Source organism: Pseudopedobacter saltans DSM 12145 (assembly GCF_000190735.1).
In the GTDB taxonomy this organism is placed as follows: domain Bacteria; phylum Bacteroidota; class Bacteroidia; order Sphingobacteriales; family Sphingobacteriaceae; genus Pseudopedobacter; species Pseudopedobacter saltans.
On sequence record NC_015177.1, the window covers coordinates 961,076 to 986,606 of the forward strand.

The following is a 25,531-nucleotide window of genomic DNA, read 5'->3' on the forward strand; positions in this document are numbered from 1 at the left end:
CTTAAAAAGGAGCGTCTTCATCACTATCCCAATTCTTTGGTTGCAAAGTAATGGTATCGAATTGAGATGAAGGAGACATATTGAAAGGATCTGCGTTTGCGGCCGAATCAAGTGCAGGTGCACCCATAGTACCATAACCGTCTTCTAGATCTGCAAATTTCACGTACTTACCGATAAATCGTAATGGAACAATACCAGTTTCACCGTTCCTGTGCTTAGCTATAATAACTTCGCCGACACCTGCGGTTGGATTACCATTTTCATCCTGATCCAAACCGTAATATTCCGGACGATAAAGGAATAGTACCATATCCGCATCCTGTTCAATCGCTCCGGATTCACGTAAGTCGGAAAGCATCGGTCTTTTCGCTCCACCCGGTCTGCTTTCCACAGCTCTACTTAACTGTGATAAGGCGATTACAGGAATTTCCAATTCTTTAGCAACCTGTTTTAAGGCTCTGGAGATACTGGAGATCTCCTGCTCACGATTACCGCCACCTTTACCATCAGATTTACCACTCATCAGCTGTAAGTAGTCAATGATGACCATCTGGATATCATATTGTGATTTCAGACGTCGGCATTTGGCTCTAAATTCAAAGATATTTAAAGCGGGAGTGTCGTCTAATATAATTGGAGCCTCACTCAAAGCACCCACCTTAGAAGTTAATTGATGCCACTCCCAATCCAATAATTTTCCTTTACGTATTTTTTCCTGCTCAATTTCTGCTTCTCCAGCTATAAGACGATTGGTTAACTGAACCGAGGACATCTCTAAAGAGAATACAACTACCGCTTTTTTAAACATTACGGCGGCATTTCGGGCGCAACTCAAAACGAAAGCTGTTTTACCCATTGCAGGTCTCGCTGCGATGATAACCAAATCTGATTTTTGCCAGCCATTGGTCATTCTGTCCAAAGCTGTAAAACCTGAAGGTACTCCTGTTAGCGAGTCATCCTTATCTTTCAATGACTCTAGAATCTTCACCGACTCCTTTACAACGTCATCCATTTTACGGGAGTCGCGTCGAAGGTTGTTTTGCGCAATATCAAAAAGATTTTTTTCTGCATAATCCAGCAGTTCGAAAACGTCGCTGGTATCTTCATAAGATTGGTTGATAATATCTGTGGAAATCCTAATCAGCTCACGCTGGATAAATTTCTGAGAAATAATACGAGCATGATATTCAATATTTGCAGCCGAAGCAACCCTATTAGTTAATTCCGTAATATAGAATGCACCACCAACAACCTCTAAATCTCCCTGTTTTCTCAATTGAGAAACAACCGTGAGTATATCTACGGGAGAAGACTGAGTAAATAAAGTTTGTATAGCTTCAAATATTTTTTGATGTGCTTCTTTATAGAAGACATTCGGTTTTAATATATCGATAACGGTAGATAATGCATCCTTTTCTATCATTAAAGAACCTAATACGGCCTCTTCTAAATCTAGTGCCTGTGGAGGTAATTTTCCAAGGCTAGAGGTTCCTGCAGGTGCACTTAATCTAGATCTCCTGTCTCTGCTAATGGGCAACTTATTGGATTCTGGCTCAAAACTCATACTACAAAAGTAGACTTTTTTTCGAGTACAAATAAGCCCATTTCTGCTCATACTTGTACCCGGTTGTTGAATATGATTGAAAATGAGGGATTACAGTGATTGTTTTTAATAGTAAATGTTGAAAACTTGTTTATAAAGACTTGATTTACCCCTTATCGATGTGAATAAATAGCTTGTTGATAAAAAAACAAGATGTTTATTTACGCGAACATTAAAAATATAGGATAGCCCTAATACATGCGTTTTTTAAATTATCTTTGCCACTTATGCAAGACAGGAATTTCAAAAGACAGGAGCCCCGGGAATCCAACCAGATGATTTTTGGTATCAGGGCGGTTATAGAAGCAATTAAAGCAGGCAAAGACATTGAATCCTTATTTATACAAAGAGGGTTAACAGGAGGGATTTATACCGAGCTTAAAACTTTATTAAGAGAATTTGATATTCCTTCCCAGCAGGTTCCGGTTGAAAAACTTAACAGGATTACTGCTAAGAACCATCAGGGAGTTATTGCATTTATTTCTCCAATTACTTATCAAAAAATAGAAGATATTATTCCGCAGGTTTACGAAAAAGGGGAAACACCTTTAATTTTAATACTGGATAATATTACCGATGTAAGGAATTTTGGTGCTATTGCCAGAACAGCCGAATGCTCCGGAGTTCATGCTATTGTTATTCCAAAAAGAGGTGCAGCCCAAATTAATCCGGATGCTGTAAAAACTTCAGCGGGAGCTTTATACAAAGTACCAGTTTGTCGACATGATAGTCTACTTCAGATTTTACGATTCCTGAAAGATTCAGGCTTGCAAATTGTATCCTGTACAGAAAAAACTGACGATTTGATTTATAAACCAGATTACACAGTACCTACCGCTGTGATTATGGGAGCAGAAGATACCGGGATTTCTTTCGAATTAATTAGAAACTCCGACTATCTAACTAAAATCCCAATGGCAGGCGAAATAGAGTCATTAAATGTCTCGGTATCCGCTGGAATTATACTTTACGAAGCCGTTAGACAACGCCTATAAGGGGGATTTCTTAAGGTGTTGAAAGGCAATGTGTTAAAGTTGTGTTAAATTAGTATCTAGGCTATTGTGAATTTATTTTTTTGTATCGAAATTTATTTAAGATCTGATAGGCAATAAAGCTTGTAGGTTTAATATAAAAAACGCCATGAAAAAATTGATGAGTTTTGTAGCAATTGCAGCATTAGCAGTTACTACAGCATTTGCTCAAACTGCAGCACCTGCAAAAAAAGACCAAAAAACTGTAAAAACAGAGAAAACGGAAACCTCCGCTGTATCACCTAAAGAACACGTGAAAAAAGTAGAGGAAAAAACAGTAACTACAAGCGAAAAACATTTAAAAGCTGATGGAACCCCGGATAAGCGTTACAAAGAAAGCAAAAAAGAAGTAATTCATACTAAAAAAGACGGAACTCCAGACAAGCGTTATAAAGAAAACAAGGCTACAAAAAAATAATAGCGAAAAAAGAGGGTGTCTAAAAAGCCAAACATCATCGTCATTGCGAGGTAACGAAGCAATCTAATGATGTCAAAAACGCAGATTGCTTCGTCATACTTCCTCGCAATGACGCGTTTTTTAGTATTCGATAACCTTTTTTGACACCTTCTTTTAATTTAATTCCCTATCATTACCCCGGGCTTGTTTACCAGAGGTATCTTAATAAAATTAGATTCAACAATGCTTTCAGGTAAGAAAATAAACTTCTTGTCGTAAATTTCTTTCCCTATGTAATAAGAGATCCAATATTCGTTATTTAAACCAAATACCTGTTCATCTATCACTTCTACTTTTGCAAAGGAATTCCTTTTAATTAATGGGATCATATGCCTTAGAATACTGGTTTTAACCTCCTGCTCATTTTTTGTCCCGTAACCTTTAGATGTAATCAGAACATTGCTGATATCATCATTTTTCTGATTGATAACATAAACGCACCATTCCTTATGTTCTGGACTTTCCTTTTCTAAAACAACAGCAACAGAAATTTCTTCAACAATGTTATCTGGCAAATCCTTTCTCATAATATTCCGTCTGTGTAAAAAATAATAGGCTGTACAAATCGGATAATTCTTTTGGCAACAACTAACGTTTTATCCGATTTGTATAAACCCCTTTATATTTATTTCTTGGTTGTTTTTCTACCTGTCTTCTTTGCTTTTGCGTCAAAAGCATCTGGAACTTGTTCAACTATAAGTTTCTTTACATCTTCTAAAGAAACAGTAGAAAGTTCTTCTGCTGTATATTTCTGTCCGGTGGTCGGATTTTTACCTAATTTTAGCATCTGTTTACCAAAACGTATAAAAGGCCCCCATCTGCCATTTTCAATAGCAATTTTTTCAGTTTCCCACTGTTGTATATATCGGTTAGCTTCTTTCTCTATTTTTGCAGAAATCAACTCATTGATATCTGATTGGCTCAATTTGTCAAAATTATATCTTACCGGAACATTGATAAAAAGATCTTTCCATTTTAAGAAAGGTCCAAATCTGCCTTTACCTTTAGATACCGGATGGCCTTGATATTCAGCAACAGGAGCGTCGATACTAATTTTTTCTTCAATAATTTCTATTGCACGCTCATTGGTAACTGTTAACGGATCTTCATTTTTAGGCAAAGAAATAAAAGTATCGCCCCATTTTACATAAGGACCAAATCTGCCCACACCTACAGAAACTTCTTTGTCTTTATAATCACTCAATTGGAAAGGAAGCTGAAAAAGATTAAGCGCTTCTTCTAAACTGATGGTCTCAACTGACTGTGATTTTAACAAGCTGGCATATCTTGGCTTATCTTCTTCGTCCATTTCACCTATTTGAACCATAGGTCCAAATCTGCCTACTTTTGTATAAACATTCTTACCGGACTCCGGATCCAGACCTAAAAGTCTTTCTCCGGTAGCTCTGTCTGCATTTTTTAAGGTGTCTTCAACTTCAGAATGGAAAGGTTGATAGAATTTCTTTAACATATCAGTCCACTCTTTCAAACCATTTGCAATTTCATCAAATTGCTTTTCTACTGTAGCTGTAAAGTTGTAATCTACAATACCTTTAAAGTGCTCTACTAAAAAGTCGTTTACAACCGCTCCAATATCCGTTGGGAAAAGTTTGCCTTTTTCTGTACCGGTAATTTCACTTTTTACTATCGATTTCACTTCGCCATCTTTTAGAGTGAAAGTCTTATAAGTTCTGCTACGGCCATCTCTATCTTCTTTCACCACATATCCCCTGTTTTGGATTGTGGATATAGTAGGGGCGTAGGTTGATGGTCTTCCTATTCCTAACTCTTCTAATTTTTTCACCAAAGACGCCTCACTGTATCTGGCTGCGGGTCTGGTAAACCTTTCCAAAGCAGTCATTTCATTTAAAATAAGCTCCTGGCCTATATTTAAAGGCGGAAGAATACCATTGTCTGTTTTATCATCTAAATGAGAATCACTTTCTTCGTCTTCAGATTCAAGATAAACTTTCAAAAATCCGTCGAATTTAAGTACTTCTCCATTCGCCACTAATTCTTCTTTTCTTGTAGATATACCAATTCTGGCTGTTGTTTTTTCAAATTGAGCTTCACTCATTTGCGAGGCAATGGCTCTCTTCCAAATTAGTTCGTACAATCTTTTTTCAGAAGCATCACCTTCAATCGTATGCCACTCAAAATGAGTAGGTCTGATAGCTTCGTGGGCTTCCTGTGCACCGGCGGATTTAGTTTTAAATATTCGTTTGTGATGATATTTACTACCGTAAGCGCTATTAATTTCTATTTCAGATGCATTTAAAGCAGTTTCAGAAAGATTCACCGAGTCGGTCCTCATGTAGGTAATCTTTCCCGTTTCGTACAATCTCTGCGCAATAGACATCGTTCTGGAAACCGAGAAGCCTAACTTTCTACCAGCTTCCTGTTGTAATGTAGAAGTGGTAAAAGGAGGAGCAGGGGTTCTTTTGGTAGGTCTTATATCCAGATCATTGATTTTATACAATGCTGATTTACAATCTTCAAGAAACTTTTCTGCTTCTTTTTGTTCGGCATATCTTTGGGAGAGTTCTGCTTTAAATATTTCTTTACCTTTTCCAGTACTGAATATCGCTATTATCTTATAAGCCGATTCCGCATTGAAAAGGTTAATTTCACGTTCTCTCTCAACAATTAAGCGTACCGCCACAGACTGAACACGGCCTGCCGATAGGGAAGGCTTAACCTTCTTCCAAAGTACCGGAGAAAGCTCAAAACCAACCAATCTGTCTAATACGCGTCTCGCTTGTTGCGCATTAACAAGGTTATAATCTATTGTCCGCGGATTTTCAATTGCTTTTGTAATGGCAGGTTTAGTGATCTCGTGAAAAACAATCCTTTTGGTTTGGTTCTCTTTTAGTCCCAAAGATTCGTATAAATGCCAGGCAATAGCTTCTCCCTCGCGGTCCTCATCGGAAGCTAACCATACGGTTTCAGCGCTTTTAGCCAGTTTTTTTAGCTCAGCTACTACCTGTTTTTTATCTGCAGGTATTTCATAATGCTGCTTGAAATTATTGTCTACTTCTATAGCACCATCGTCTTTTCTAAGGTCACGTATGTGCCCATAGCTAGATTTAACTAAAAAATCCTTTCCTAAATAACCTTCAATCGTTTTTGCTTTCGCAGGGGACTCAACAATGAGTAAGTTTTTTGCCATTAATTTCTAGATTTTACCGCAAATAAAGGATAATATATTTTTTATCCCAAAAATTCAGCAAAATAAATGCGTCTTTTGACCTAGAGATTGCCCAAAAAAGTGTTTACGGAACCCGATTGAAACGGTTAAGATCTATAGTACAGATAGTGCCATGCATTATTTTACCACTACTGATATCTTTTTCTATTTGCCTGATTTCTTTTTTTATCAGGCCGATACCTTTTGCATAGCTCTCACTCACAATATCTTCCTGTATCAGGTTAAATTCATCAGATTGCTGTACTACCGCAACCGAATCGTACATAGTGTTGCCTATTTCCAGACGTTCGGGAAACTTAGTTACGCTATAGTTTTGTTTTTCCAAAATGTTTCTGGAGTTGCCGTTCCATGAGGCGCCCAATTTAGGAGGGAAAATAAATCTGACGAATATCTGATTGTCTATATTCTCTTCCGCAGATCTTAAGTGTATACTCCTGGTAAATGTTTTCTGATAGGTCCATACCTTACTATCTGCAGTTTTTTTGTACCGTTCGAACCGATAAACGGTATCGCCTACCATACTCATATAAGTGTCCGCAATGGAATCTTTTAGTTGAAAAACATAGTTAGTACTTCTGCCATTATAGAATTTATCATAGAAAGTAGAATCTACGTCATAAACCCAGATATTTCCTTTTTTCAGAGGATAAAACTCAAAGCCAAGACTTCTTTTAGGGGCATTGTTCTCTTTCGTACAAGAAAGTACAAAAATCGAAATGGTTAAAATAAGTAAGAGTCTCCTAATCATGTTTTGTGTTTAATCAGAACTAATATAGTGGATTTGCATGAAGCTATTCCAGTTTTGAGATAGATTTTTATTAAAACAGATTCCGGGACCTTAATATTGGGATTCATAAACGTCAAATGTGATAGCAAAAAAGCCCAATATAGCCACGATAAGCGTATACCAGACTTTTTAAACACATAGCCAGCTTATTTAAATAATAAAATGTATCTACTGATTTGCGTTATTTTCTTCAGCGATATCTATATCAGATTGACATTTTAAACCTTCTTCGGTCATAGTCCATGTTATATAATTAGTATGCCTGTCGTTGTCATGGGCGCAGTAATGATAGAATGCCAAATATTTGTATAGATTATTATTGATGTTGATTTTTGTTCCTATAGGAACCCGGACGGTTAGTAAAACATTCTGATCACGCCATACTGCCTGTTTCTTTAAAATAGCTCCGGGATTTAAATTGATTATAGAATCTGTAATCGAATATTGGTACTCAATATTCTGTGCATTTTCCAAAGCATTACTGAAAGTTTTTCCATTTGCTTTGTAAGATTTGGTAATGCTTGCTTTATTGTCATCACTTTTTTCAAATCTGATTCTTACATTTCTTGGGTTTTTGAAGGCACCAGGCTCTCTATTGTCAATAACTATGTTTGAGCCAGACGCGTAATCTTTGATTTTGAGGTTTAGACTGTCTTCGTGAGAAAATACCATTCCAGGATTTACATTGAAAACATAGATGGAAAAATTCTTAAGATCGGTTTTTTGTGCTAACTCTGCTTCTTCTTTAAACTCAGATACTATTCTGGCAATATTGTAGCTCAACGTAGCTGTTCCAAATAGCCATACCACCAATAAAGAAAACCATATATATTTATTGATTTGAAGGTGTTGGTTGATAGTCTTAATCGCAAATAAAACTAAAGCAAGAAATGGAATAAAAATACTGATAAAAACACTCAATACAATCTCGGCTTTAAATGGTGTATTGATAATATTAAAAGGAAAATCATTATAAAAACTGTCATTCCAAAAACCAATTAAAGCACCTAAACCAATAATCAGGGCTAATAATGCACAAATACCAAAAATGATGATAAACCAGGCAATGGCTTTTCCCAGTAATCTTGCGATAGTGGTTACCAGTCTTGTTATGGTCGTGAATAAGTGAGAGACAAGATTGCTGGAACTTTGAGCAAGAGGTCCAAATTGTTCTCCGGCAGATTTCATATTTGCTCTTATAACAGCCAGTTCCTCTTCAAAAGATCGCTTATATCCATATAGATTAGTAGCTTCACCTTTCATTTCCATTCGTTCAGAACGGGTAACGGCACTTGGCATAGCGATCCAAAGAATCAGGTAAACTAAAATACCAATTCCACCCGCAAAGGATAATAGAAAGAACAGAAGCCTCATCCAGCGAACCTCGATATTGAAATAATGACTTAAACCACTACAAACGCCTGCAAATATGCCTTCATAAACATCTCGATACAATTTTTTCTTACCGGAAAAATAATCGGATGGTGATTGCAGAGGGCTTTCTTCTTCTGTTTCGTCATTAAAATCCTTAACACTGCCCATTTGAGTCATTACATCACGCACATCACTGACTTCAATTACTTGGTTTTGTTTTTTACTCAAAATTTCTGCAAACATTTCAGCTATTCTGTTCTCAATATCTTTGACAATTTCAAAATCATCTGCATTTTTTGTGAAATGTTGCTTAATCTCGTTCAGATAACTGGTGAGAATTTCAAAAGCTTCTTCTTCAATGTGAAGAATCGTATTTCCTATATTTATAATTATCGTTTTGTTCATGATATTTTGCGCTAATTTTCGGTTCTATTATCGGTTTCTTGTTTTGATGTATTGATAGCAAACACCAATTCTTGCCATGTTTTATCCAGCAGAGTTAATATCTGCTTACCATCATCAGTAAGCGAATAATATTTTCTTGGAGGACCTGATGTCGATTCTACCCAGTTATAACTTAAAAGTCCATTGTTTTTCAAACGGGTAAGCAGCGGATAAAGCGTACCTTCCACCACCAGTAAACGGGCTTGCTTTAGTTCTGTAATTATATCAGATGCATAGATTTCTCCTCTGGAAATAATCAACAGCACACAATATTCTAGTATGCCTTTTCGCATTTGCGTTTGTGTATTTTCTGCTATCATAACACAAAGCTCTATATTTTTATAGTACTATGCAATACATAGTACTATAAAAATAATTAATGTGCTGATTTATAGTGTTTTATTTTTTAATAGTGTTTTTGTAATAAAAAACTTCTCTTTGTGAGAGAGGGAAGATGTGAAATAAAAAAGGCTATCGTTTTAAACGATAGCCTCATATTTGTAATAATTTATATGCATTACATCAAAAATCCACCACCTAATAGATCATTCCCTTCATAGAAAACTGCAGATTGACCTGGAGCGATACCAGTAACAGAATGATGAAAATTCACTTTCATGATATCACCTTCCTGATGAATATGGCTTAAAGTGCCAGGATCTTTGTATCTGATTTTAGTTATAGCTTCCAAAGGTTCATTAATGGAAGCGTATTTAATTAAATTCAGATTTCTTACCGTTGCTTCTCTTCTTTGTAAATCAGCTTCTTCGCCTAATACCACGGTATTGCTTTCCGGTAATATCTGTGTAACAAACATTGGCTTACCCAAAGCAATTCCCAAACCTTTTCTTTGTCCAATGGTATAAAATGGATAGCCCTGATGTTTACCAACTTTTGTTCCGTCAACCAATACAAAATCGCCACCCGCTACATCGGCTTCCAATTCCGGTACACGATGTTTTAAAAATGAACGGTAATCATTATCAGGCACAAAACAAATTTCATAGCTTTCACTTTTTTTAGCCAGATCTTCTTGTCCCATATCAAAAGCCATTTGTCTGATTTCTGCCTTGGTAAAAGAACCTAAAGGAAATTTTGTACGGGCAAGATTTTCCTGCGAAACACCCCAAAGTACATAAGACTGGTCTTTATTCTCATCCCTTCCTTTAGAAATAACGTATCTACCATTATCCTGTTGTCTGATATTGGCATAGTGCCCTGTGGCTATAAACTCACAGTCTAATTTATCTGCTCTTTTTAACAAGGCTTCCCATTTTATATGGGTATTACAAAGTACACAAGGATTAGGTGTTCTGCCCGCTAAATACTCGTCTACAAAATTATCGATTACATAATCGCCAAATTCATTGCGTATATCCAGTATGTAATGAGGAAATCCATAACCTACGGCCAGCGAACGGGCGTCGTTAATAGAATCTAAGCTGCAACAGCCTGTTTCTTTAGAGTTTGCACCGGAAGAGGCATAGTCCCAGGTCTTCATGGTTAACCCAATCACTTCGTATCCCTGCTCGTGTAACATTACTGCAGCTACCGAACTATCTACACCACCGCTCATGGCAACCAATATTCTTCCGTGTTTACTCATAACAAAAAATTTCCGCAAAGATAAGGCTTTGCGGAAATAATAGCTACAAAAGTAGTCAGTGATAAGTAATTTTGTCTTGTTGCTTTATTTCTGCCTAGGCCAACAAATGCTCCAAATTACCTTCTTTGAAGAAAGGTACTAATATATCTTTTGATTTTTGCAGCAAACTATCCATTTGCTTTTTATCAATATTACCATGATGAACAATCTCCAAAGCGTCTGATTTTAACCCCTCATCTTTCAAATCACCAATCGCATCTATAACCCAACTCAAAGCAAGAAAATAATCCTTATTGATTTCAATATGCTCTTTAAATGTTAGGGCAGTAGGGAATACGTTATATGGCGAATTGATAATCTTATCTGTCAGGTATTTCTTGATATGTTCAGGAGTACTGTTGCTTCTATCGGCATATTTAAAGAGGCCCAGAAAAGCCTGCGGGTAAATAGACAACCAACGTAGTTTCCGTCTCATCTCATGTACGTCATCTTCTATATCTTCAAACTTGAAGTCACCCGATTGGCTGAAAGAAATAATTTTATCAATTTCTTTAGTATAAAACTCTCTTATTTTAGCCGTTTCTTCTGCGATATTTATTTTAGGTAATTCTGACAGCTGTTTTCTTATTTTCGTTATTCTTTTTCCATTTAGCCAGTCTTTGTCTTTCAATATCCCGTTATACTCTGCTTCTTTTTCTTGTGCTTTTTTGGTAAGGTCACGTTTAATATCGTCGCCATCTAATACTTCTGCGTAATAATAGAAGAAATCAATCTCGCCAATAAGATCTTCACTAGCTTTAAATAACTTATTCAACTTTTCGAAGGTGTCTTTATCTGAAACCCTCTTATATACTTTCGTAAGGGCTTCCAGCATAAATAAAGGTGTCCTGAAGTTGTTTTTGAAAAGCCATTTTGCCGGATTTTCTTCAGTATTGGCACTTATTAGAATATTTTCTGCTTTATTTAAGTAATAATTGAATGTTTGATAGAGGATTTCCATGTTTCTAGTTTAAAATGGATGCTATTTGATATATACAGTTTTGATATTAACAAATTCTTTAATGCCATATAAGCTCAATTCCCTGCCGTAGCCAGATTCGTTAATCCCTCCAAAAGGCAATCTCGGATCAGATTTGACAAAGCTGTTTACAAAACATGAGCCTGCTTGTAATCTCTCTCGAGCGATAGTTTCTCCTTTTTTGATGTTTTTCGTGAAAATTGCACCACCTAAACCAAAACTGGTATCGTTCGCTATAGCTATCGCATCATCTTCGTTTTTGGCGATAATAATTGCAGCTACCGGGCCAAAGATCTCTTCGTTATACGCAATGTTTCCTTTCTTTACATTAGTTAAAATAGTAGGAGGGTAGAAGGCTGCTTTGCCTTCAGGTAAATAGCCTCCTAATATACATTTAGCTCCCTGATTAATAGCTGATAATACTTGCTTATGTAAATCGTCTCTTAAATCTGTTCGGGCCATAGTACCCAGATGAAAATTGGTATCGGCAGGATCGCCAAATTTTTTCGCTTCCATTTTGGCTTTAAATAACTTAATGAATTCTTTAGCCACACTTTGTTCTACTATAAACCTTTTTGCTGCTATGCAGCTTTGCCCGTTATTAATCAATCTGGAATTTACACAGGTTTCAGCAGCCATTTGCAAATCAGCATCTTTAAGAACAATATAAGGATCTGACCCACCTAATTCCAAAACAGTCTTTTTGATTAAACCGCCTGCAAGAGCAGCAACTTTCTTACCCGCGCCAGTACTTCCTGTTAAAGTAACTGCTTTAATTAAAGGGTTTTTAATGGTTTCTTCTAACTTAGAACTTGAAATAATAATAGCATTAAAACTGTTCTCCGGAAACCCGGATTGCTTAACAATTCGTTCTATTGCCAAAGCACAAGCGCTTGTGTTTGAGGCATGTTTTAAAATACCGGCATTACCCGCCATCAGTGCTGGAGCCACAAATCTAAAAACCTGCCAGAAAGGAAAGTTCCATGGCATAATCGCCAATACAATCCCAATGGGTTGAAAGCTCACATAGCTTTTCTGTGCTTCTGTTTCTATCAGTTCGTCTTCTAGAAATCCTTCAGCATGGGTTGCATAGTATTCACATACACTGGCACATTTTTCTATTTCGGCAATGGCATCTTTTACGGGCTTCCCTATTTCGTCTACCATAAGCTTTCCCAAAGCTTCCTTTTCTGTTATTAGGGCTTTGGCGATATTATTCATCCAAACAGAGCGTTCTTTAAAACTCGTAAGTTTTAGCTTTTGCCAATCCTGATGGGTCGCATTGATAATAGCGTCTATCTTTTTTTGGGTATATTCCGGATAGCTTCTAATCAACTTTCCTGTATATGGATTGATGCTTTTTAAAGACATAATTAGGGAAATATGACATTAATAATTAAAAATAACAAGCGTATAGATTACTTGTTTTCCTAAAGGGAGAATAGAGCATTTAAAGATACGTACTGATAGTTAGAGATCTTCTATTTCTTTAATTTTTTCCCGGAGGTAATGTTCCAATTTTTCTACATTTTCTTTTTGACCATCCTCTGCTTTATGAGCCGTCACTACAATATTCCGCATTTCTTCAGAATCAAATAACATCCGCCAGTCCATTACGGTCTTGTCGTTTAGCGATTCAAAGACTACTGTGGTAATAAAATGTGGATTAAAATGTTCGAATACTATCTTTTTTAAAGGAATAACTTCTTTAAATATGCTCCTGTTTGTATAATCTGTACCGTCTGGACCATGCAAAACCAATTTCCATTCGCCTCCTTCTTTAAGATCCATTTGCTGAATGGTGCTTGTAAAACCTTTCGGTCCCCACCAGTTTACGAGATATTCTGGATTTGTCCAGGCCTCCCAAACCAGAGGTAGTGGAAAATTCAGGGTTTTGGAAATGCGGATTTCTTTGTTCTCGTTGTTGAACATTGTTTTTTGTATCAAGTTATTAAAAAAATCTTTTATTCATCACAAAAAGACTAAAGAATATTGTGAGATTTAGACGATATTCATATAACTGATTTTATCATTCGGAAAGTTTTCTGATAAACGTATTCTGGGTTCTGGTTTAGAAGAGTAGTGTTGACTTAAATCCTAGATGAAAACGGAGGACTTTGTCCCTCCTGCGGCTGTCAGGAGGCAAGTAGCAATAACCTTGATTGAAAGAGATCTGCAAATATTTCGTACGGAGTCCTGGACTTTAAAAAAGGTCCTTTGTCTTTGTTCTTTCAAATTTGTTCTTTTTTATCGGGGTCCTTTGCAATAGACTACTGCTCGGACTAATCAACTAGTAAACATTGTAAAGGTATAGTAATGGAATGGCTATAGTATAGTATAAGGAATAGGCCAGATACAGTGGAGAATAGGTGGAGTAAAGGTGGACTATACGTGGATGATAGGTGGAGTTATAAAAAAAATGAAATTATTTTAATAGGTTTGTCCTATACTAGATTTACTTGACAAATTTGGACGGTAATTACTAATTTTGGTTTACAATTTATATTATTTTCCCGATATTACTTTACACTAAATTTTATTTTCCTGATTTCACTTTACCATGCATTACTTGATGCATGTTTTGCTTGTGGTGTTTGAAGCTGGCAAGAGAAGTGGGGTCTGATCTGGTTATAACTGATAATTGCGTTTTCTACTGCATCTTTAGCTTTTTGGTATGAGTCAAAAGATTGGTATAGATTAAATTCTTGTTTTAAAATACCATTCACCCGCTCTGCGATAGCATTATCATAAGGGCTTCCATTTTGCGTCATGCTAATTTGTACATTTTGGCTGATCAATAATTGGACATAATCGTCACAGCAGTATTGAATTCCCCTGTCAGAGTGATGAATAAGAGGTCTTTTTGGGTATAATCTTGATTTTAACGCCATCTGAAATGCTTTTATGCATCCTTCTGCTTTTAAGTTTCGACTTAAGTTATAACCTACAATTTTTCTTGAATAAGCATCTGTAATCAAACTAAGATAGATAAAACCTTTTTTGTTTTTAAATAGGTAATATCGCTCACCCATATTTCTTCTGCCATTATAGCTTTACGTCTTTGCACCAGATCCGGCCATTTCTTAAAATGATGAAAGGAATTGGTCGTTCTGGCATATAATCTCCGGGGCTTAACCAGCAAATTATTTTCCTTTAATAAGCAGAAAAAAGCATCTCTTCCCATCGAAATCTGATGAGCAGATAGGAATTTTTGCAGCATGGAGTGCATCTTAAGGCCGCCGATGTGGGGCAATTCACTTTTTATTTGTCGAACCTGTTCTATCACTAAAGTTCTTTGTAGTTGTTTCTGTCCCTTATTTTCAGCTAGCTGATACCAACCTTGACGACTTCTACCAAACAAAGCACAAATTGTTGTTAGGGAAATTTCATGATATATTTCTTTCATTTGTCCTACTGTTTGGTACCAGGCTTTTTTACAATATCTACCCCCATTTCCCGTTCGGCATTACGAATGAGCATTTCTAATGCGGTGATCTTAAGTTTTGCCAACGCTAATTCCTCTTCAAGCTTAGCGGTGTTTGAGGGCGTTAATTCCGCAGGAGAACTTGTCTCTGGGGCTGGGTCAGGATGATGCTTATTGTACCACTTTACAAAGTAAAATACATTGTCTGAATTTAAATTGTATTTCTTGCCAACCTGACTGGCGCTATAGTCACCCAAAATATATTCTCGGGCAACTGCAATTTTAAAACTGTCTTCGAATAAAGGAGTACGACCTTTGCTCTTTCCTTTTCTTGGTTTTTCCATTGTTCTTTTAAAGTTAGGATTTTGTCCAAACTTGTAAAGTGGATTTAGGAACGGACAGTTATTTTTAGGGCATTCAGGTAAATATACTAATTTTTTAGGAAAATAGCTAGGTGAAATGGGTTAAATTCTTATTCTTAAAAAACCCTTCCTGGTTTAAGTCTTAGTGCGTAAATGCAAGGAGTGTAAGGATGACTTAAACGAGGGAAGGATGCGTCTCAAAAAATAATTCATTAAACAAAAACAGCGGAAAATTAATCCGCTGTTTTTACAAGAAAATATCAATAACAACTTAATCCTCTAAAATCAATATTTCTTCAACCAATTTTTCCCAATCATCATGAAATTTGATTAATAAATCTTTAGCTTGAGTATATTTTGCATTGGTTTCAGCAAGCTTAGTTACATTACTATAAACTTCTTCTTTAGCAATTTCGGCTTCAAATTTTTCCACCTCAGCTTTTTGTAAAATGATGTCTTCTTCCAGTTTCTTCAATTGCGTATTTAGCTTTTTCAATTGCTTATTCACATCATCAGACATTACTTTAGGTTCTTCCTTCTTAGGCTTTTCTTTCTTTACGTCTTTAACATTTGTCGAGCTTTTCTCACGTTTAGATTGCCATTCTTCGTACTCCTCATAAGTACCCGGATATTGCTTGATTTTCTTATCTTCAATGAACCAAATTTTATTGGCAATATTATCAAGGAAATAACGATCGTGGGATACTGTAATGAAAGTACCCTCATATTGTTGTAAAGCTTGTATCAGAATGTTTACCGATTGGATATCCAGGTGGTTTGTAGGCTCATCTAAAATCAGGAAATTAGAATCGGTTGTTAAAGATTTAGCTAAAGCTACTCTGGATTTCTCACCGCCCGATAGTACGCGGATTTTCTTAAAAACATCATCTCCTGTAAACAGGAAACAACCAAGAAGCGATCTTAATTCAGTATCGGTATGTTTTGGTGCAAAAGATTGCAATTCTTCCAGAATGGAATTTTCCAAATGAAGAGATTCCAATTGATGCTGCGCAAAGAAGGTTTCCGTAACATTATGGCCTGTTTCGCATGTTCCCTGAAAAGGCTCAGTACCAGCAATCATACGCAATAGAGTAGACTTACCTTTACCATTAGCACCAATTAGTGCAATTTTATCACCTTTTTCTATTACAGCTTCCGCGTCTTCTAAAATATCAATGGCAGGGTAACTTTTAGTCGCATGCTCAATACGGATTACATGTCTTCCCGATGGTTTAGTAAATTTAAACTGAAAGTTCACAGTAGGGTTTTCGTCATCGACATCTTCCACCCGGTCCATTCTTTCTAAAGCTTTGATCCTGGATTGCGCCATTTTCGCTTTTGAAGCCTTCGCCCGGAAACGTTCAATCAGTTTTTCTTCCTGCTTGATCTTTGCCTGTTGGTTTTTATATTCACCGCGTTGAATTTCAGATCGAAGCCCTTTTTCTTCCACGTAGAAACTGTAATTACCAGAATAAGAAGTTAATTTGCCTTTTCTTGATTCGACAATACGGTTAACAATTTTATCGAGGAAATAACGGTCATGAGAAACAATAACAATAGCTCCCTCAAAACTAGATAAGTAGTTCTCCAACCATTTAATAGAAGGTAAATCCATATGGTTGGTTGGCTCATCCAGTAAAAGGATATCCGGATCCTGTAAAAGAATTCTGGCCAGCATAACACGCATTCTCCAACCTCCCGAAAAGGTATTTAAAGGACGATGCTGATCTTCCGAACTGAAACCCAAACCCGCCAGTATCTCGTTAGCACGATATTCGATATTATAACCGTCCAATGCAGCAAATTCTTCCTGTTTGACGCTTAGTTTATTTAAAACTTCATCGGAATAATCAGTCTCCATTTTCTTTAGAAGTTCCTCTATTTCATCATGCAGCTGGTTCTGACGCTCGAAAGCTTCCATAGCAACATGCAAAATGCTATTGTGTGATTCGTAAGACAATAAATCCTGATTCAAATAACCAATCTTCAAGTCTTTCGACATCGATATTGTTCCTGAAGTAGGAGTGTATTCACCTACAATCAGTTTTAGTAAAGTTGATTTTCCAGTACCATTGGCACCTATAAGGCCCACGCGATCGCCGGGTTTTATATGCCAATTGGCTTCATCATATAAGGCTCTGGAGCCTATTAAAAAACTTAAATCGTTGATTGAAATCATGAGGCTGCAAAGGTAAGTAAATTTGGCGTTTTATAAATCAGCGTTTTATGTTTTATGAGCTAAGGATTACGAAATATTGAAGCGATTCGATGTAGGAGGCCAACAACTAAAAACTCATTCGCTATGGCGCTAGTTATCCGGATCATTTTTAAAGAAGGGTTTATTGTACACTTTCCGTCTGAAATCCTAATCACTTTTACACACTTTTTTGTACGTGTTTGAAATTAAATTTGCCCTTCTGCGCTAGTTTATTTAAGAGCTTCCAGTAGTGCTCATGATGTAATCCATTCCTTCTTCGGATTCCTTTCGTTTCTTTTACGTTTCTCCTTCACTTCTCCGTACCATCTTCCTTTCAAGGCTTACGATTGTCCTACGTTCCTCTTACGTTTCTCTTACGGTACAAAGGAAAATCGCAGGAGGAATCTAAGCAAACCGATGAATTTGTTCTGGTTTTGGTTATGATCAGTTGCGGTAATCTGCAACGGAACCTACGATATAGTGTAAGACAAAGGCCATTATATCAGGCTTCTATTTCCTAATCTTGAAAATTACTTTAAGTGAAGTTCGGTTATGTAGGTTGCAGCAGCTACGTGAATATAGAAGAATAATTTTTGTTTTTATTCAGATAATATTAATATTTGGGGAATTTATAAGCACCCAATTAAATCGATAAAACCACACAAAGGAAGCATTGCTGGTCTGAAGGAATAAATATTTCCAGAGTTAGCTATCAAAATTATGGCAATTAAACCTCTCGACAATGAAACCGAATTATTGGCAAAAATTGCCGAAGGAGATCATATTGCTTTTTCGGAACTTTTTACTTATTACCGGAAATATGTGTTTTCTTTTGGGAGTAGACTAATGCGTTCAGAAGAGGTAGCCGAAGAAGTGGTACAGGAAGTATTTACCAAAATATGGAGAGGACGAGAGAAGTTAAAGACCATAGACAATTTTGCTGGTTACCTGAGTATATTGGTTCGCAACCATTCCTTTGATTTACTGAGACAGCTTGCCCGTCAGCAAAAAACAGGAGGAGAGATAGTTTTGTTATTTTCAGAAGAAGACAACAGTACCCAAAACGAAATAGATTACAGAGAGACCGTTAGAATATTAGATGAAGTGCTGGATGTCTTGCCAGAACAACAACGAAGAGCTTATACACTCTGTCATTTAGAAGGGCTGAAATATGAAGAAGCCGCTACCATAATGAATATTTCTGCAACGACAGTGAATTACCATATGAAGTTGGCATTGAAGAATATCAGGCAACATTTATTAAAAAATGGACTGTCTTACCAGATCATCTTGTTCTTGTTTTATAAGTTTTGAAATAATTTAACTGCAAAGTGTAGAAAGAAATGTCTGGAGAAGGAAGTTTGTTTGTCCATATTTGATGGCCGATAGTCCATAATTAGATTTACTGATGATACTCAATGAACCAACTAACATTGAAGAGTAAGAAAGATAGATTTATTCTTTTGAAGGTAGTGAATAACTATTATAGGTTTGATACCTGATACTAAATACTTAAAAATAAAATAAATAAAATATTGTGTTGTTTTTCAGTGTTTTATAACTTTTTTGTAAAAACAGACTACTGTGTTGTTTTAAACAAACGTCAATATAATAAACCGATAGCCTAAATAAGCTTTTCGTACGATGAATAATAATAACAAAAGGATTTTAGAATTACTTGAGAAGTATTTGACTAATACATGTTCGGAGCCTGAAGAACAGGAGTTTCTGAATTATGTGGAAGATCCTTTTTATAAAAATGAGATAAAGGAGCTGCTTTCAGGTGTTTTTAATAACCAGAATGAACTGGTTGATTTAAAGGTGAGTAGTAGCGAGCGTATTTTAAATGCAATTTTGGAAGAGGATGTTGAGGAAATTGGAATACGGAAGAATTATAGCTGGTGGAAATGGGCTTCAGTTGCTGCATCCGTTTTGTTGGGGCTGGCTTTTACATTTTATTTTATACAAATCCGGGATGTAAATAAAGCAGAACGTTTGAGTCTGTCTGTCGATAGTATAAAAGTAGATAGGGATAAGGTTTATCTTACTTTAGGAAATGGTAAAAAAATCAATCTTTCTGATTATGACTCTGGAAAAATAACCGATGAAGAGGGAATCAGGATTACTAAAAATAAAGAAGGAGCATTAGTTTACGAGGTTTCGGATAAGTTTAAAGACCAGGCAGGTCTTCGTTTTAATTCGATAGAAGTACCGAGGGGAGGAAAGCTGATGATTCAATTACCGGATGGAACGAAGGTATGGTTAAATGCGGCTTCTAAGTTTAGGTATCCCCTTGCGTTTATAGGTAAAGAAAGAATAGTTGAGTTAAGTGGAGAGGCTTATTTTGAAGTTGCAAAAAATAAAGATGTACCTTTTAAAGTAAAAACTAATGAACAGATTATAGAAGTGCTGGGAACGCATTTCAACGTACACAACTACGCAGATGAGGTTAGCGCAAAAACGACCTTACTGGAGGGGAGTGTAAAAGTATATTCGGGAGAGTCTGCAGCTTTATTAATACCGGGACAACAGGCGGTTACGGATAGAAATGGCAAAGATATAAAGATTAACACAGTAAATGTAACTGACGTTATGGCCTGGAAAAATGGCTATTATGTTTTTGAAAATGCGGATGTTAAACAAATTATGAATTACTTATCGAGATGGTATGATGTAGATGTAGAGTATCTAGGTGAAATCACAACCAAAAGATTTGGAGGTGTATTTAAACAATCTGCAGATCTTAGGGAGTTATTGGAATATTTAGAAACATACGGTGATATTCACTTTAAGATAAGAGAAAGGAGGGTTATAGTGACGAATTAGAATTTTATTTGACACGTAGCCTAAAAAATGCCAGAAGCGGTGCGAAAGCTTCTGGCCTAAAGAAGCTAAAAAGATAGCTTTTAAGGCATAAAATATTAATCGATTATCGACAACCAATTTATTTTAAACCAAACTTCAAATGTATAAAAAAATTATATCATTTTGTTGTAATGACTTATCGTACACTTCATTTAGATTTTTTGTTAAAATGAAGATCATTGTAGTTTTATCACTCTTATGCTTTCAGGTACAGGTAAGAGCAGGAGCGCAGACAGTCAATTTAGAACTAAAGAATGTAAGCCTGAAAGAACTTTTTACACAGTTAAGTATACAAACTGGGTATAACTTTCTTTATGAAGAGAAAGATATAGGAGATGCCAGATTGTCCCTGGTATCCTTTAAAAACTCAGACTTAAGAAATGTGCTTGAAAAATGTTTTTCTGATCAAGCACTTACTTATAGGATAGAAAAAAATACAGTTATTATAAAAAGAAAAGCCGTTAATCTCCAACCCGTACAGAAAAAGACAATAACGGGAAAAATTGTAGATGATAAGGGCGAACCGTTAATAGGAGCAGCAGTAAAAGTGAAGGGGTCTTCAAAGGGAGGGCTAACTGATCTAAACGGAAATTTTAAAATTGACGCCTCAAATGGAGACATTTTGGTGTTTACCTATATCGGTTTTATACAGCAGGAAATAAAAGTGGGCGAGTCTTCCTCGCTAACCGTTACATTACAACAGGACGCCGCGAAATTAAATGAAGTAGTTGTGGTAGGGTACGGTACTGCTTTAAAATCTGATTTAACAACATCTATTTCCTCTATTTCTCAGGCAGATATCATGAAAACGCCTATCACTTCCTTAGAGCAGGCGTTGCAGGGAAATGCTGCTGGTGTTTTAGTGACCAATACGTCTGGAGAGCCAGGAGGTGATGTTTCCATTAGAATCAGAGGCGGAAGTTCTATTAAAGCAGATAACGAACCTTTGCTGGTTATTGACGGATTTACCAGTGATGAAGGTTTTTCTTCACTGAACCCGGCAGATATTGAAAGTATAGAGGTATTAAAAGATGCCGGAGCAACAGCGATATTTGGATCGCGTGGAGCCAATGGCGTTATTATGGTAACCACTAAAGCCGGAGCAAAAGGGAAACCTAAGGTTAGATTCGAAAGTTATTACGGATTACAGTATTTAAGAAGAAAATTACCATTGCTCAACGCTTCGGAATTGGCACAATTGGCAAATGAGGCGAGGGAAGCAGTAGGATCTTCTCCAAATACTTTACGTCCGGATACGATACCAACTAACAGGGATTGGCAGGATCTTTTATTTCGTCGTGGTGCACCGCAACTGAATAATACACTTACTATTTCGGGTGGTGACGATAAGCTTAAATACTATGTTTCTGCAAATTATATCGATCAGCAAGGTTTGATCGTAAGTTCGTATTTTACCAGAGCGTCTTTGCGTGGCAATTTAGATTTTAACCTTAACAAGTCTATATCAACCGGTATTAGAATTAACCTTTCGGAGTATAACAAAAGAGGAGTAGAGGTTGGCGATAATGGTTCTATATTGAGGGCAAATGCAGCAAATCCTTATAAATCAGGATTAATAGATCCATCAGGTTCTTTCATGATAGATCCGGAAACCGGAGATCCTATCGGAACTACCGAGTTAGCCAAAGCTCAGGAAACAATAGACAAAAACAAAAACATTGGGATATTGACAAACGCATATCTGAAGATCAATATCATGAAGGGGCTTAGTTTCAGAAGTTCTGGGACTTATAACCCAACGTATAAACTAGCCGATTTTTATTTTCCTAATACCATCAAAGGAGATAAGGTAAGCAGGGCATCGGAACAAATGAAGCAAGCTGTAAAATGGTCAAATGATAATGTTCTTACTTATAACAAGTCAAGTAAGATACATTCTTACGGCTTAACTCTAGGGCAGGAAATAACAGGAAGTATGGGGAACGATTTCAAAGCAGAAGGATCTGATTATGCGACAGATATTTTTGGATATTATAATTTAGGTAGTGGAAATGCAATGCCTGCTATCAGTTCCAGCGCTACTAAATATAGTTTGTTATCTTTCTTCGGAAGAGCGACTTATAACTACAGCAATCGTTACTTGTTTGCTTTTACCTATAGGGCGGATGGTTCTTCAAAATTTGGTGAAAATAACCGTTGGGGATATTTCCCTTCTGCTTCTTTCGCATGGAGAGCTTCTAATGAAGCCTTTATCAAGAAGTTGAACCTTTTTTATGACTTGAAATTCAGAGCCACTTATGGTGTTAATGGTTCCGACAGGATATCTGCCTATTCTTCACAAGCACTTTATTCGTCTATAGCAACTGCTATTGGAGGAATTGGGACAGGAACGGTAATTAGCCGTATGGCCAATAAAGATTTAAGATGGGAGAAAACAGCAGAAACTGATTTGGGTATAGATGTAGCCTTTTTAAAAGGTCGTTTATCACTTACGGGGGATTATTATCTTAAAAATACAACAGATTTATTGCTGGATTTTGCATTACCGGCAGCATCGGGTTATACAACCGTTGCGAAGAATATTGGTAGCGTTAGAAACGAAGGCTACGAACTGGGTATTACGTCAAATAATCTGATTAAAAAATTCAAGTGGACAACATCTTTTAATGCTGCAATTAATAGAAATAAAGTGACAGATTTAGGTGGTCCGTCTGAAATTTCCGCTATTTCAAATTCTTCTGCAAATACAAAATTTGGAAATGTTGTTCTGATCAGAGTAGGAGAACCATTGGGTGTATTTTACGGACATAGAGTAGCGGGAGTTTTCCAAACACAGGCTGAAGTAGATGCAGGAGCAAAGATTCCGGGAGTTACTACTTTACCTGGATTCTTTAGATATGTAGATACAGATAACAGCGGAGATATTACGGATGCTGATAAGGTAATTATAGGAAATCCGCAACCTAAATGGAATGGGGGTATGACGAATACTTTCTCCTATAAAAACATTGATTTATCTGTATTTACGGTATTTCAACAGGGAAATGATATTCTTAATACCAGTGGAACGATGCTATTGAATATGTCTGGTGATAATAACCAATTGGCAATTGTAAGAGATCGTTGGAGAGCACCTAATCCGGAAACGGGTGATCCCGGAAATCCAAGCAATACTATACCTAGGGCTTATAAGGGTTACACCGCTTTGATGTCTGACTTTTATATCGAAGACGGCTCTTATTTCAGAGTAAAGACAGTGACTTTGGGCTATTCACTTGACAAAAAGCTATTAAGTAGAATGAAAATAGCTAACCTTAGATTTTATGTAAGTGGCACAAACTTACTTACTGCAACAAGCTATTACGGAGGATACGATCCGGAAGTAAGTATACAGGGTAAGAAAAGCGTTGGAGCTGGTATGGATAACGGATCATATCCAACAACGAAGATGTACACATTTGGTTTAAATGCTAATTTCTAATCAGGAAGGTATGAAAACAAAAAATATTTTATGTCTCCTTATGGTATTCATGGGAGCAACATTGTTTGGTTGTAAAAGTTTTCTTGATGAAACGGTTTACAGCAATATAGGAGCCAGTAATTTCTGGAAGAATAAGGATGATGCACTGTCAGGACTATATTCCACATATACTTTATCCCTTTCTTTTGGGCCAAGGGATTGCAGACCGTTTTTTCTGTTGACAGATATGACAACGGATGATATGGATAGTGAATATTCGAATACAGAAAATGAAAGAAGAGAAATTCAAACCTTTAATTTTCAGGATAAAAACAAATATTTTAATGACGCATGGGTATCGCTTTATAAAACCATAGCTCAGGCAAATGTTGTTATTGAAAGAGTTCCGAAAATAGAAAGTTTATCTGAACAGGATAAAGGATATATTGTTGGAGAAGCCCGTTTTTTAAGAGCGTTGGAGTACTTTTATTTGGTTCAACTATGGGGCGATGTGCCATTAGATACCGTAGAAGTAGCTACCATAGTGGACACTCAAATGCCAAAATCTACAAAAACTGAGATTTATAATACTATCCTTAATGATTTAAAATTTGCCGAAACACATTGTTCCGATGCTCCGCAGGTAGTGGGCAGGGCCACCAAATGGGCAGCAAAAGCGCTGTTGGCAAAGGTGTACCTTACTTTGGCCGGACCATTTTCTAACAGAAACGTAGAAATGTTACAGCTTGCAGAGGGTAAATTGAAAGAAGTAATGGGATCAGAACGTTATAGTTTGGTACCTAAAATAAAGGACTATTTTGATATCAGTAAGAAAAATAATACTGAGACTATTTATGATCATCATACCTTAGGAGATGTATCAGAAAGAGTTGGAAGTTTTATGCATAGGAATTTTTATCCGTCCAGTATTTCTGACCCCGCAATCACATCGCTTAAAACAGCTGGATATAAAGCATGGACACCAACACCTGACCTATGGTCGCTTTATTTGGCAGATGATGATCGTTTGAAAGAATATTATACAGTACATTATATCAAGAAAAATAGCAACGGTACTTTTGGGGTTCAAAAATATAATGTACCATATATCAAGAAATATACGGATTCGACTACCGTTGCCAGAGATTATAAAGCGAATAACCTCCCGGTTATCAGATACGCTGATGTATTGTTGATGTATTCTGAAGTGTTAAACGAACTGGGAATAGCAGGACCAAAAGGAGACCGTTATTATTATCTCAATTTAGTACGTAAAAGAGCCTTTTCTAAAAATCCAACGGCCAACGAGATAAGCGGAACACATTCTAAAGAAGATTTTAGAGAGCTGGTAATGAGAGAGCGACGTTTGGAATTTGCTCATGAAGGACAGCGCTTATTCGATATGAAACGTACGGGAACTTATATTTCTAAAATGACAGATTTAGCTAATAAGGTGAATGCAGCATTGGCTTCATCGCCGGTGCCTACCTATTCAGGTACTTATCCGGGAGGGATATATCCTAATCCGGCGGGAAATACGCCTTATAATGCAGGAACAGTTACTTTTACTGCAGATTTTTTAAAAAATACAAAGCGGACAATACCTAAACCATATCAATTGGTTTATCCAATCCCTTACGCTCAACTACAAGCTTTTGATATAGGACAGAATGAAGGATATCCAAGGTAGTAAATGGATGGAAGCATAAATATTGTATCGTTTTGAAATTTAAG

20 protein-coding genes are annotated in these 25,531 nt (G+C 36.5%); 6 read left to right on the forward strand and 14 right to left on the reverse strand.

Annotated features, from left to right (window positions below; genetic code table 11):
* Position 1 precedes the first annotated feature (1 nt).
* Positions 2 to 1,564 (reverse strand): replicative DNA helicase, encoded by a 1,563-nt coding sequence (gene dnaB, locus PEDSA_RS03910; protein WP_013631850.1) that lies wholly within the window; start codon positions 1,562 to 1,564, stop codon positions 2 to 4.
* A 266-nt stretch (positions 1,565 to 1,830) separates the two neighbouring features.
* Here dnaB and rlmB point away from each other — a divergent pair, with 266 nt between their 5' ends.
* Positions 1,831 to 2,598, forward strand: a complete 768-nt coding sequence (gene rlmB, locus PEDSA_RS03915; protein ID WP_013631851.1) for a 23S rRNA (guanosine(2251)-2'-O)-methyltransferase RlmB — start codon at positions 1,831 to 1,833, stop codon at positions 2,596 to 2,598.
* Positions 2,599 to 2,743: 145 nt separating this feature from the next.
* Positions 2,744 to 3,052 (forward strand): hypothetical protein, encoded by a 309-nt coding sequence (locus PEDSA_RS03920; RefSeq protein ID WP_013631852.1) that lies wholly within the window; start codon positions 2,744 to 2,746, stop codon positions 3,050 to 3,052.
* Positions 3,053 to 3,210: 158 nt separating this feature from the next.
* Here the strand turns inward: PEDSA_RS03920 and PEDSA_RS03925 are convergent, their stop codons facing one another.
* From PEDSA_RS03925 to PEDSA_RS03980, 13 genes are all read right to left on the reverse strand, one after another.
* Positions 3,211 to 3,618 carry a hypothetical protein gene (locus PEDSA_RS03925; RefSeq protein ID WP_013631853.1) on the reverse strand — a complete coding sequence of 136 codons (408 nt, stop codon included), beginning with the start codon at positions 3,616 to 3,618 and terminating at the stop codon, positions 3,211 to 3,213.
* 98 nt (positions 3,619 to 3,716) lie between these two features.
* Positions 3,717 to 6,260 carry a type I DNA topoisomerase gene (gene topA, locus PEDSA_RS03930; RefSeq protein ID WP_013631854.1) on the reverse strand — a complete coding sequence of 848 codons (2,544 nt, stop codon included), beginning with the start codon at positions 6,258 to 6,260 and terminating at the stop codon, positions 3,717 to 3,719.
* A 103-nt stretch (positions 6,261 to 6,363) separates the two neighbouring features.
* Complete coding sequence (locus PEDSA_RS03935) at positions 6,364 to 7,047, reverse strand: hypothetical protein (protein ID WP_013631855.1); 684 nt, start codon at positions 7,045 to 7,047, stop codon at positions 6,364 to 6,366.
* 207 nt (positions 7,048 to 7,254) lie between these two features.
* The gene (locus PEDSA_RS03940) at positions 7,255 to 8,865 is read right to left on the reverse strand and encodes a PspC domain-containing protein (RefSeq protein WP_013631856.1); all 1,611 of its coding nucleotides are present in this window, start codon (positions 8,863 to 8,865) and stop codon (positions 7,255 to 7,257) included.
* 11 nt (positions 8,866 to 8,876) lie between these two features.
* A complete protein-coding gene (locus PEDSA_RS03945) occupies positions 8,877 to 9,224 on the reverse strand; it encodes a PadR family transcriptional regulator (RefSeq protein ID WP_013631857.1) in 348 nt (115 codons plus the stop codon).
* Between the two features lie 197 nt (positions 9,225 to 9,421).
* Positions 9,422 to 10,510, reverse strand: a complete 1,089-nt coding sequence (mnmA, locus tag PEDSA_RS03950; RefSeq protein ID WP_013631858.1) for a tRNA 2-thiouridine(34) synthase MnmA — start codon at positions 10,508 to 10,510, stop codon at positions 9,422 to 9,424.
* A gap of 94 nt (positions 10,511 to 10,604) precedes the next feature.
* Entirely contained in the window at positions 10,605 to 11,510 is a 906-nt protein-coding gene (locus PEDSA_RS03955) for a hypothetical protein (protein ID WP_013631859.1), read from the reverse strand.
* A 21-nt stretch (positions 11,511 to 11,531) separates the two neighbouring features.
* Positions 11,532 to 12,899, reverse strand: a complete 1,368-nt coding sequence (locus PEDSA_RS03960) for an NAD-dependent succinate-semialdehyde dehydrogenase (protein ID WP_013631860.1) — start codon at positions 12,897 to 12,899, stop codon at positions 11,532 to 11,534.
* A gap of 99 nt (positions 12,900 to 12,998) precedes the next feature.
* Complete coding sequence (locus PEDSA_RS03965; RefSeq protein WP_013631861.1) at positions 12,999 to 13,460, reverse strand: SRPBCC family protein; 462 nt, start codon at positions 13,458 to 13,460, stop codon at positions 12,999 to 13,001.
* A gap of 623 nt (positions 13,461 to 14,083) precedes the next feature.
* On the reverse strand, positions 14,084 to 14,560 hold the full coding sequence (locus PEDSA_RS19430; RefSeq protein WP_083811747.1) for a DDE-type integrase/transposase/recombinase: 477 nt from the start codon (positions 14,558 to 14,560) through the stop codon (positions 14,084 to 14,086).
* Positions 14,503 to 14,934 (reverse strand): hypothetical protein, encoded by a 432-nt coding sequence (locus tag PEDSA_RS19435; RefSeq protein WP_052305766.1) that lies wholly within the window; start codon positions 14,932 to 14,934, stop codon positions 14,503 to 14,505. The genes PEDSA_RS19430 and PEDSA_RS19435 overlap by 58 nt, the downstream gene beginning before the upstream one ends.
* Before the next feature lie 5 nt (positions 14,935 to 14,939).
* Complete coding sequence (locus tag PEDSA_RS03975) at positions 14,940 to 15,296, reverse strand: transposase (protein ID WP_013631395.1); 357 nt, start codon at positions 15,294 to 15,296, stop codon at positions 14,940 to 14,942.
* Positions 15,297 to 15,585: 289 nt separating this feature from the next.
* The gene (locus tag PEDSA_RS03980; RefSeq protein ID WP_013631862.1) at positions 15,586 to 17,493 is read right to left on the reverse strand and encodes an ABC-F family ATP-binding cassette domain-containing protein; all 1,908 of its coding nucleotides are present in this window, start codon (positions 17,491 to 17,493) and stop codon (positions 15,586 to 15,588) included.
* Between the two features lie 738 nt (positions 17,494 to 18,231).
* Between PEDSA_RS03980 and PEDSA_RS03985 the strand changes: the two genes are divergently transcribed.
* The 4 genes from PEDSA_RS03985 to PEDSA_RS04000 all read left to right on the forward strand — a co-directional run bounded on the left by PEDSA_RS03985 (position 18,232) and on the right by PEDSA_RS04000 (position 25,487).
* Positions 18,232 to 18,825, forward strand: coding sequence for an RNA polymerase sigma factor (locus PEDSA_RS03985; protein WP_013631863.1), 594 nt, complete (start codon positions 18,232 to 18,234; stop codon positions 18,823 to 18,825).
* Positions 18,826 to 19,155: 330 nt separating this feature from the next.
* Positions 19,156 to 20,337: a FecR family protein gene (locus PEDSA_RS03990; protein ID WP_013631864.1), complete on the forward strand. Its 1,182-nt coding sequence runs from the start codon at positions 19,156 to 19,158 to the stop codon at positions 20,335 to 20,337.
* Between the two features lie 208 nt (positions 20,338 to 20,545).
* The gene (locus PEDSA_RS03995) at positions 20,546 to 23,818 is read left to right on the forward strand and encodes a SusC/RagA family TonB-linked outer membrane protein (RefSeq protein WP_052305767.1); all 3,273 of its coding nucleotides are present in this window, start codon (positions 20,546 to 20,548) and stop codon (positions 23,816 to 23,818) included.
* Positions 23,819 to 23,828: 10 nt separating this feature from the next.
* Positions 23,829 to 25,487: a RagB/SusD family nutrient uptake outer membrane protein gene (locus PEDSA_RS04000; RefSeq protein WP_169311974.1), complete on the forward strand. Its 1,659-nt coding sequence runs from the start codon at positions 23,829 to 23,831 to the stop codon at positions 25,485 to 25,487.
* Positions 25,488 to 25,531: the final 44 nt, after the last annotated feature.

Bases quoted from the DNA above. Each gene is read 5' to 3' on its own strand.
- PEDSA_RS03945 (WP_013631857.1), bottom strand. From the start codon at position 9,224: ATGATAGCAGAAAATACACAAACGCAAATGCGAAAAGGCATACTAGAA.
- PEDSA_RS03935 (WP_013631855.1), bottom strand. From the start codon at position 7,047: ATGATTAGGAGACTCTTACTTATTTTAACCATTTCGATTTTTGTACTT.
- PEDSA_RS03975 (WP_013631395.1), bottom strand. From the start codon at position 15,296: ATGGAAAAACCAAGAAAAGGAAAGAGCAAAGGTCGTACTCCTTTATTC.
- PEDSA_RS03990 (WP_013631864.1), top strand. From the start codon at position 19,156: ATGAATAATAATAACAAAAGGATTTTAGAATTACTTGAGAAGTATTTG.
- PEDSA_RS19430 (WP_083811747.1), bottom strand. From the start codon at position 14,560: ATGGGTGAGCGATATTACCTATTTAAAAACAAAAAAGGTTTTATCTAT.
- PEDSA_RS03965 (WP_013631861.1), bottom strand. From the start codon at position 13,460: ATGTTCAACAACGAGAACAAAGAAATCCGCATTTCCAAAACCCTGAAT.
- PEDSA_RS03955 (WP_013631859.1), bottom strand. From the start codon at position 11,510: ATGGAAATCCTCTATCAAACATTCAATTATTACTTAAATAAAGCAGAA.
- PEDSA_RS03980 (WP_013631862.1), bottom strand. From the start codon at position 17,493: ATGATTTCAATCAACGATTTAAGTTTTTTAATAGGCTCCAGAGCCTTA.
- dnaB (WP_013631850.1), bottom strand. From the start codon at position 1,564: ATGAGTTTTGAGCCAGAATCCAATAAGTTGCCCATTAGCAGAGACAGG.
- PEDSA_RS03960 (WP_013631860.1), bottom strand. From the start codon at position 12,899: ATGTCTTTAAAAAGCATCAATCCATATACAGGAAAGTTGATTAGAAGC.
- PEDSA_RS03995 (WP_052305767.1), top strand. From the start codon at position 20,546: ATGAAGATCATTGTAGTTTTATCACTCTTATGCTTTCAGGTACAGGTA.
- mnmA (WP_013631858.1), bottom strand. From the start codon at position 10,510: ATGAGTAAACACGGAAGAATATTGGTTGCCATGAGCGGTGGTGTAGAT.
- rlmB (WP_013631851.1), top strand. From the start codon at position 1,831: ATGCAAGACAGGAATTTCAAAAGACAGGAGCCCCGGGAATCCAACCAG.
- PEDSA_RS03920 (WP_013631852.1), top strand. From the start codon at position 2,744: ATGAAAAAATTGATGAGTTTTGTAGCAATTGCAGCATTAGCAGTTACT.
- PEDSA_RS19435 (WP_052305766.1), bottom strand. From the start codon at position 14,934: ATGAAAGAAATATATCATGAAATTTCCCTAACAACAATTTGTGCTTTG.
- topA (WP_013631854.1), bottom strand. From the start codon at position 6,260: ATGGCAAAAAACTTACTCATTGTTGAGTCCCCTGCGAAAGCAAAAACG.
- PEDSA_RS03940 (WP_013631856.1), bottom strand. From the start codon at position 8,865: ATGAACAAAACGATAATTATAAATATAGGAAATACGATTCTTCACATT.
- PEDSA_RS03985 (WP_013631863.1), top strand. From the start codon at position 18,232: ATGGCAATTAAACCTCTCGACAATGAAACCGAATTATTGGCAAAAATT.
- PEDSA_RS04000 (WP_169311974.1), top strand. From the start codon at position 23,829: ATGAAAACAAAAAATATTTTATGTCTCCTTATGGTATTCATGGGAGCA.
- PEDSA_RS03925 (WP_013631853.1), bottom strand. From the start codon at position 3,618: ATGAGAAAGGATTTGCCAGATAACATTGTTGAAGAAATTTCTGTTGCT.